The sequence below is a fragment of the Kitasatospora putterlickiae genome (assembly GCF_039527695.1).
Classification (GTDB): Bacteria; Actinomycetota; Actinomycetes; order Streptomycetales; family Streptomycetaceae; genus Kitasatospora; species Kitasatospora putterlickiae.
In genome coordinates, this window is record NZ_BAAAKJ010000260.1 from 15,478 (window position 1) to 22,372 (window position 6,895).

Consider the following 6,895-nt stretch of genomic DNA (forward strand, 5'->3'; position numbering starts at 1 on the left):
GGCGTCGACATGAGCTCTGCGATCAGGCCGGCAAAAGGCCGAGCCTAGATCGGCTTTAGCCGCGTAGGGCACACTTGCCGGGCCGGTGCACGACGGAGCGGGGCGGCCGATCTCCGCGCACCCCGCCAAGGCTGACCGACCGTCATCCACGCACGAATTTCCCCGGGTATCCCGATCTCACGAATGACCCGCATCAGCCCATGAAGAAGGGTACTGAACACATGAGTGACCGGGCCGCGCACATCCTCGACGAGGTGCGTAAATACCACCAGGACAGCAAGGACGACCGGGGGTTCGTCCCTGGCGTCACGGAGATCTGGCCGTCCGGCGCCGTGCTGGACGACGAGGACAGAGCGGCCGTGGTCGAAGCGGCCCTGAACCTGCGGATCGCGGCGGGAAGGTCGGCCCGGAAGTTCGAATCGGTCTTCGCCCGCCGGATGGAGCGGCGCAAGGCGCATCTGACCAACTCCGGGTCCTCGGCGAACCTCCTCGCGGTCACCGCCCTCACGTCTCCGCAGCTCGGGGACCGCAGGCTCGTGCCGGGCGACGAGGTGATCACGGTGGCGGCGGGCTTCCCCACGACGGTCAACCCCATCCTGCAGAACGGCCTGGTCCCGGTCTTCGTGGACATCGACCTGCGCACCTACAACACCACCGCGGAGCGCATCGAGAAGGCCATCGGGCCCCGGACCCGGGCGATCATGGTCGCCCACGCCCTCGGCAACCCCTTCGAGGTCGCGGAGGTCGCGCAACTCGCCGAGGACCACGGCCTGCTGCTGATCGAGGACAACTGCGACGCGGTCGGCAGCACCTACCAGGGACAGCTCACCGGGACCTTCGGCGACCTCGCCACCGTCAGCTTCTATCCGGCCCACCACCTCACCATGGGCGAGGGCGGCTGTGTGCTCACCTCGAACCTGGCGCTGGCCCGGATCGTGGAGTCGCTGCGGGACTGGGGCAGGGACTGCTGGTGCGAGCCCGGCGAGAGCGACACCTGCCGCAAGCGGTTCGGCTACCAGATGGGGACGCTGCCGGCCGGCTACGACCACAAGTACATCTTCTCCCACGTGGGCTACAACCTGAAGACGACCGATCTCCAGGCGGCGCTCGGTCTGAGCCAGTTGGACAAGCTCGACGAGTTCGGCGCGGCGCGGCGGCGCAACTGGCGGCGGCTGCACCGCGGCCTCGCGGACGTCCCGTGGCTGCTGCTGCCGGAACCCACGCCGGGCAGCGATCCGAGCTGGTTCGGCTTCGTGATCACCGTCAACCCCGAGGCGCCCTTCCAGCGCGCCGAGCTCGTGGACTTCCTGGAGAACCGCAAGATCGGCACGCGCAGGCTGTTCGCCGGGAACCTGACGCGCCACCCTGCCTACCTGGGCCGCGAGTACCGGGTCTCCGGCGAGCTGCCCAACAGCGACATCGTCACCGAGCACACCTTCTGGGTCGGCGTCTACCCCGGCCTCACCGAGGAGATGATCGACTACGTCATAGCCTCCATCACCGAGTTCGTGGGGGCCCACCGATGACGGCCGGCGGGGGTACCCGGGTGGGGCCGTCGCTCAGGACCCGGCAGGACGCCGCGCTCGCCGACCGGATCGCCCGGTCCGCGGCCGCGCTGGCCGGAGAGCCCGCGGACGAGATCCACGACTGGCTCCAACAGCGCTGCGAGGAGGGATCGTTCGCGGTGGAGCGGATCCCCTTCGAGGCCCTCGAGAACTGGTCGATCGCCCCGGAGACCGGGAACCTCGTGCACCGCAGCGGCCGGTTCTTCACCGTGGAGGGGCTACGCGCCAGCGTCGGCGAGCAGCCCGGTCGAGTGGAGTGGCAGCAGCCCGTCATCGTCCAGCCGGAGGTCGGGATCCTGGGCATCCTCACCCGGGAGTTCGACGGGGTGCTGCACTTTCTGATGCAGGCCAAGATGGAGCCGGGCAACCCCGGGCTGATGCAGCTCTCGCCCACCGTGCAGGCCACGTACAGCAACTACACCAAGGTCCACAAGGGCGCCTCCGTGCGCTACCTGGAGTACTTCACCGACCCGTCCCGGGGCCGTGTCCTCTCGGACGTGCTGCAGTCCGAGCACGGCTCCTGGTTCCACCGCAAGCACAATCGCAACATGGTCGTCGAGGCCACCGGCCAGGTACCCGAGCACGAGGACTTCCGCTGGCTCACACTGGGCCAGATCCATGAACTCCTGCGCCACGACCACACGGTGAACATGGACGCGCGCTCGGTCCTCGCCGGCCTGGACGTGCCCGGAACGTCCCACGCACTGCACTCGGACACGGAGCTGCTGTCCTGGCTCACCGCGCGGCGATCCACGACCCCGATCCGCAGCGAACGCGTCCCGCTCGCCGCCGTGACGGGCTGGACCCGCGGCAGATTCTCGATCGACCACGAGGACGGCCGCTACTTCCGTACCGTGGCCGTGTCGGTGCGGGCGAGCAACCGCGAGGTCGGCCACTGGACCCAGCCGCTGTTCGAGCCGCGCGGGCAGGGCGTGGTCGCGTTCCTCACCCGCACGTTCGAGGGCGTGCCGCACGTCCTGGTCCAGGCCCGCGCGGAGGTCGGCTTCATCGAGGCGGAGCTGGGTCCCACCGTTCAGTGCCAGCCCGGGAACTACGCACACCTGCCGGCCGCGGACCGGCCGCTCTTCCTCGACCTGGTCACCACGGCGCCCCCCTCCCGGATCCGCTACTCCGCACTGCACTCCGAGGAGGGTGGCCGCTTCCTGGACTCGGTGAGCCGCTACATCGTCGTGGAGGCCGACGAGGGTGAGGCGCCGCTCGACGCGCCGCCCGGGTTCCGCTGGGTCTCATGGGACCAGCTCGCCGCCCTCACCCGGTACAGCCACTACGTCAGCGTCCAGGCACGGACGCTCCTGCTGTGCCTGAACACGCTGGCGAGCGTGTGAGGTTGCCGATCGCGGCGCGCGGATCACGGCTTCGGGGGCGGCGGGAAGGGCTTCGCCATCACGGATGAAGGCGGCCTCGCCGTCGCCCCCGTTCAGGAGACGTACGCGTAGTGGGCCCGGTCGCCGATGTCATCGACGAGATCGGCCTGGCGGAGCGAATCAGCGTTCCAGGCGGCCAGGTCCCGGGCGGCCGCACCACCGTCGGACCGGACGGCGGCGGCGAAGAAGGCGATCATGTTCGCGAACTGGTCGCCCGGCGGAAGGGCGATCTCCTCACAGCCGTCCTGGCGCTCGATCCGGACGACGGGGCGATGCCCGGGCGGCGGCGTGAACACCCGGTCGAGCGAGAGCCGACCGGAGTCGCCCCGCAGCTCGTAGCCGGTGCAGTAGGAATGCTCCATGCCGAAGGAGAGCTGAGCCGTGACACCGTCCGGATCGGACAACAGGACGCTTCCCCCCACCACGACGCCCCTCGCCCGTTCGACGCGGAGCACCGCGCCGACCAGACGCAGGCGGGGGCCGAGGAACCGAAGTGCGGCACGGATGGGGTAGACCCCGGTGTCCATCAGGGCGCCGCCGCCGGCGTCGGGCCGGTAGCGGATGTCGTCCGGCGGCCTCGGCGGAATCGTGAAAGTGCTCAGGAACGACCGGACCTCGCCGATGGCCCCGCCCGACACGAGTTCATCGACCTGACGGTGCTGCGGATGATGCAGGAACATCATGTTCTCCAGCAGCAGGCGTCCCCGTTCCTCGGCCAGGGCGACGAGGCGCCCGGCTTCCCGCGACCGGGTGGTGAGCGGCTTCTCGACGAGGACGTGCTTGCCGGCCAGCAGCGCCCGCTCGACCCACTCGCCGTGCATCCCGGTCGGCAGCGGGATGTAGACGGCGTCCAGGTCGTCCCGCTTCAGCAGCTCCGCGTAGCCGTTCACCGCCACTCCGCCGAAGCTGCCGGTGAACCGCTCGGCCTTGCTCAGGTCACGGCTCGCCACAGCCCGTAGCTCGACGCCGGGTTCCGCCCTCATCGCCGGCAGGGTCCGCCGCCACGCGATGTCGGCGCAACCGATCACACCGAATCTCACCGGCCCAGTTCCCTCGTGCACGTCGAGCCTCCCGTCCGACACCGGATGGCCATTCGGCAGCCAATGCGGCAGCACAAAAATACGCTGCACCTTAACACCGGCGCCGCGAATGAGGGAACCCCCGCGAAATCGGGGATTGGCCGGCGCGGGCGGCGTCCGGAAAGGTAATTCCCGCTCCTTACAGGAAGAGGTAATCAGGTATGGCCGCCAAGATCCAGCTTCCGCTCGACCCACCGCATCCGGCGCGACTGCAGAGCAACCTCGGGGCGCTGCAGAAACTGGCTCCGGTGCACCTGGTCAGCACTGCCGTGGGCGACCCCGCCTGGCTGGTGACCGGCTATCGGGAGATCAAGGAGCTGCTCGCCGATCCACGGCTGGGCCGCAGCCATTTCGACCCCGACAACGCGGCACGCAGCGGTGAATCGGCGTTGCTCGACGGTCCGCGCGGTGACTACGAGACCGAGCACAAGTGGATCGCGACCCTGCGCTCCCGTCTGCAGCCGTACTTCTCGGCGGGGCATGTGAAGGCCATGCGCCCCCGCGTCGAGGCGATGACCACCGATCTCCTCGACCGGCTGGCGGAGCAGGGCCCGCCGGCGGATCTGGCCGATGCCCTGGCGCTGTCCCTGCCGCGGGAGGTGATCAGCGAGCTGCTGGGGGTGCCGGTGGAGGAGAGGCCGCTCCTGGACGAGTGGACGACGGCCGTGAGCGACGCCGGCGACCGGGAGCGCTCGATGGCGGGGCTGGCCGGCCTCCACGGCTACGGCCGGGAACTGGTGGCCCGCAAGCGCACGCGGCCGGGCCAGGACGTCATCTCCTGGCTGTGCGAGGACGGAACCCTCTCCGACGAGGAGGTCGCTCAGCTCGCCATGGGCGTGCTGTTCGCCGGGTACGAGACCACCGCGGCGGCACTGTGCGTCGGTACGGCGCTCCTGCTGGACTCCCGGGAGCAGTGGCGGGCGCTTCACGACAACCCGGAGCTGGCCGCCTCCGTGGCGGAGGAGAGCGTGCGGGCCGTCAGCCGGCTGCTCCCTCCGGTCATCCGCTACGCCCGTGAGGACCTGGAGATCGCCGGGGAGCCCGTTCGGCGCGGCGAGCTCGTGATGCTCGCCATCTACGCCGCCAACCACGACGAGGCCGTCTTCCGCCACGCCGACGCCTTCGACATCACCCGTGAGGACAACCCCCATCTCTGCTTCGGCTTCGGCCTGCGGTACTGCATCGGAGCACCGCTCGCCCGGCTGGAACTGCAGACCGCCTTCAGCCAGCTGGCCCAGCGCTTTCCGCGGATGCGCCTGACCGTGCCGGTCGAGGACCTGACCGTGCGCCCGGCCTCGTTCGCCGCCATCCCCACGTCCATTCCCGTCGTCTGGTGACCGTGCACGGAGATCGAGAGGAGCTCACATGAGCCTGTCGCGGGAAGCGCTGCGAGCGGGCATCGACCAGGTCGCCCCCTCGGTGCTGGAGGTCACCAGCACTCCTGGCGCCCTCATATCCGTCGGCTTCGCGGGGCAGAGCCCGCTGACCGTGCCGTTCGGCCTGGCCGACGTCGAGACCGGCGTCCCGATGACCGAGTCGCACAGCATGCGGGTCGGCAGCCTCGGGAAGCTCCTGGTAGCCACCGCGATCGCGGGACTGGCCCGGTCCGGTGAGCTCGACCTGGACGAACCGATCGACAGGCACCTGCCCTTTCCGGTCGTCAATCCGAAGGGCGGCACGATCACCCTGACCAAGGCACTGGCCATGCTCAGCGGCGCCGCCACGGACGGATACGACTGGGTCGAGCGGCCCGAGCCGGCGATGGGGTACATCGAGCGCGTGCTGAAGAGCGGGGTCGTCCACGAGTACGGCACCGGCGCGCCCCGGTTCGTGAGCTCGGCGGACACGGACGAGTGGCGGTCGTCCTCGTTCATGTACCAGGTGGCCGCGTTGACGGCCGAGGCGGTGACCGGGATGCCGCTGGGCCGCTACGTGAAGGCCGAGATCCTCGACCCGCTCGGCATGCGCGACACCGCCTGGCTCGACAGCCCGAACTGGGACGAGGTGCGCGGCCGCTGCACGACCGGGCACATGGTGTTCGGAAACCGCGCCGTTCCGCTTCCGTGGCACGAATGCGGGACCTACCACGCGGTGGGAGCGGTCATGACCCCCGCCGACTACACGACGCTGATGCTGGCGCTGACCGGTCCCGGGGGCATGTTCCGCGGTGAGGTCGCCGAGACGGTCCTGCGGCCCCGGACGACCGCGCGGGACGGCAGCCGGGTCGGATTCGGTGTCCACCTGTCCGGCGATCCGGCGGCGGCCGACCACTGCGTCCGCTCCGTGGGCCACTACGCGTTCGGCTGGTGGGCGGTCTCGCTCGCCTATCCCAACGCCGCCGAGCCCTTCTGCGTCACGGTGTGCACGAACATGGCGGACCAGCGGGACGTCTTCAATCCGCCCACGCAGTACTCCTTCGGCATCCTCGCCCACGAGATCGCGAACTGGATCCTCAGCGGGACGGTCGACGCCCGGCGGCTGGCCACCCAGGCCGGGTGGAGCTCGTACGCGATGGGCCTCGTCGCCGCCGACCGGTTCGCCGGCCTCCTCGGGGCGAACCTGGACAAGGCCCAGATCTCCCGCATGGCCAAGGGGTCGCGTCCGCTCGGACGGCCCTCCGCCGCGGCTTTCGACGAGGGCCCGTTCATCGAGGGGTACCTGGACATGCAGGCCGCGGTGCGCGAGCGGCGCATCGACGAATTCCTGTCCACGGAGTCCCCGGTCGGCGGCCTATTCCGGAAGCTCGCGCGCAGGGAATGGGGCAGCAAGGACTTCGAAGACCCGTCGCCGGTGCGATTCTGGTCGGACAGGCGCTCCTAGCCTCCCCCCTCACCGCGCGATTGCCGTGGCCGTGCACCGGCCACGG

At 70.1% G+C, this 6,895-nt stretch carries 5 protein-coding genes; 4 read left to right on the top strand and 1 reads right to left on the bottom strand.

The window, feature by feature from the left end; translation table 11 throughout:
- Nucleotides 1-221 precede the first annotated feature (221 nt).
- Nucleotides 222-1,526 carry a lipopolysaccharide biosynthesis protein RfbH gene (gene rfbH, locus ABD308_RS26595; protein WP_344339385.1) on the top strand — a complete coding sequence of 435 codons (1,305 nt, stop codon included), beginning with the start codon at nt 222-224 and terminating at the stop codon, nt 1,524-1,526.
- A complete protein-coding gene (locus ABD308_RS26600) occupies nt 1,523-2,911 on the top strand; it encodes an NDP-hexose 2,3-dehydratase family protein (protein ID WP_344339387.1) in 1,389 nt (462 codons plus the stop codon). Before rfbH ends, ABD308_RS26600 begins: the two co-directional genes overlap by 4 nt.
- Before the next feature lie 92 nt (nt 2,912-3,003).
- On the opposite strand, the gene ABD308_RS26605 is transcribed toward ABD308_RS26600, so the two are convergent.
- Nucleotides 3,004-4,224 (bottom strand): Gfo/Idh/MocA family protein, encoded by a 1,221-nt coding sequence (locus ABD308_RS26605; RefSeq protein ID WP_344339389.1) that lies wholly within the window; start codon nt 4,222-4,224, stop codon nt 3,004-3,006.
- Here ABD308_RS26605 and ABD308_RS26610 point away from each other — a divergent pair.
- Nucleotides 4,191-5,366: a cytochrome P450 gene (locus tag ABD308_RS26610; RefSeq protein ID WP_344339392.1), complete on the top strand. Its 1,176-nt coding sequence runs from the start codon at nt 4,191-4,193 to the stop codon at nt 5,364-5,366. The two genes, ABD308_RS26605 and ABD308_RS26610, sit on opposite strands and share 34 nt — an antisense overlap.
- Before the next feature lie 28 nt (nt 5,367-5,394).
- Nucleotides 5,395-6,849: a serine hydrolase domain-containing protein gene (locus ABD308_RS26615; RefSeq protein WP_344339397.1), complete on the top strand. Its 1,455-nt coding sequence runs from the start codon at nt 5,395-5,397 to the stop codon at nt 6,847-6,849.
- The last annotated feature ends 46 nt before the right edge of the window (nt 6,850-6,895 follow it).